The 1,101-nt window shown below is 75.0% G+C and carries 1 protein-coding gene; it reads right to left on the bottom strand.

The annotated features are described in order from the left end of the window. Window positions 1-1,098: PAS domain S-box protein (locus A612_RS14400; RefSeq protein ID WP_141630366.1), on the bottom strand; the 1,098-nt coding region annotated here is incomplete at its 3' end. Window positions 1,099-1,101: the final 3 nt, after the last annotated feature.

Genomic DNA, 1,101 nt, shown 5'->3' with positions numbered 1-1,101 from the left:
CGGGCTGGCGCGGTTCGCCAGCCGGCGCTCCTGGCGCGCGGTGTATTCCTCGGCGTGCTCGGGCGGCCAATAGGGCAGGGGCGCGCCGCGCCCGACGATCTCGCTGGCCGGCAGGCCGACCATGGCGCAGAAAGCCGGGTTCACGTAGGTCACGCGCCCCCGCAGGTCGCGCGCGCGCAGCCCGGTGACGAGCGAATCCTCCATCGCCTTGCGCAGCGCCAGCGCCTCCGCCAGGTCGCGTTCGGCGCGCAGGCGCCGGCGCGTGTCGCGCAGCAGCACGGCCAGCACCGACACCAGCGCGATCGACATTGCCGTGACCAGCGCCGTGAGCACGTTCGGAAACAGGCTGGGCGCCGCGTGCCAGCCGTCCAGGCGCAGCACCAGCGTGGTGCCCGGCAGGTCGATCAGCTGGCGCGCGGTGAACACGCGCGAGCCGCGCCGCTGGGCCCCGACCACCGCCAGGCGCGTTCCATCCGCTTCCGTGAAGGAGACCTCCTGGCTGCGCCCCAGCAGGGGCCCCACGACGTCGGCGAGCAGGATCTGCAGGGAGTAGGTGGCGACCACGTAGCCGCGCACCCGGCCCGCCTGGACCAGCGGGATGCACAGTTCCATCATCTCCATGCCGGTGCCGCCGGGCAGGGGCTGGTAGTAGCTGCTGGAGTAGGACGCCGCCATCAGCCGGCGCGCGTTGGTGCAGGCGAGCGCGGCCTCGGAGTGCGTGGCTCCCGGCTCGGTGAGCTGGGGCATGGCGCTGTGCCAGGGGGAGTGAAGGGTGGCCGCCGGCGCCATGCCGGCGTCGCGCCACTGCAGCCGCACGAGTTCGCGCTGGCGCGCCAGCAGCTCGCGGCCGGCGCCTTCCCACTGCGCCGGCGCCTCAGGTTCGGCCGGCAGGGCGCCCAGGTCGCGCAGATTGGCGCCGAGGCGCTGGCGCAGGTCCGCCAGGGCGTCGGCGGCATCGCGGTCCAGCCGCTCCTGCACCTGGCTGGCCTCGTAGCGGCCGGCGAGCCAGACCAGCGTGACCAGGATGCTCGCCACCAGCGCCGCCAGCAGCGCCCACAGCGACCAGCGCCGCCAGGCCAGCAGCCAGCGGTGCGGCAGGGG

Source organism: Melaminivora alkalimesophila, from assembly GCF_000282995.1.
Lineage (GTDB): Bacteria > Pseudomonadota > Gammaproteobacteria > Burkholderiales > Burkholderiaceae_C > Melaminivora > Melaminivora alkalimesophila.
This window is presented reverse-complemented; position numbering and strand designations above follow the sequence as displayed.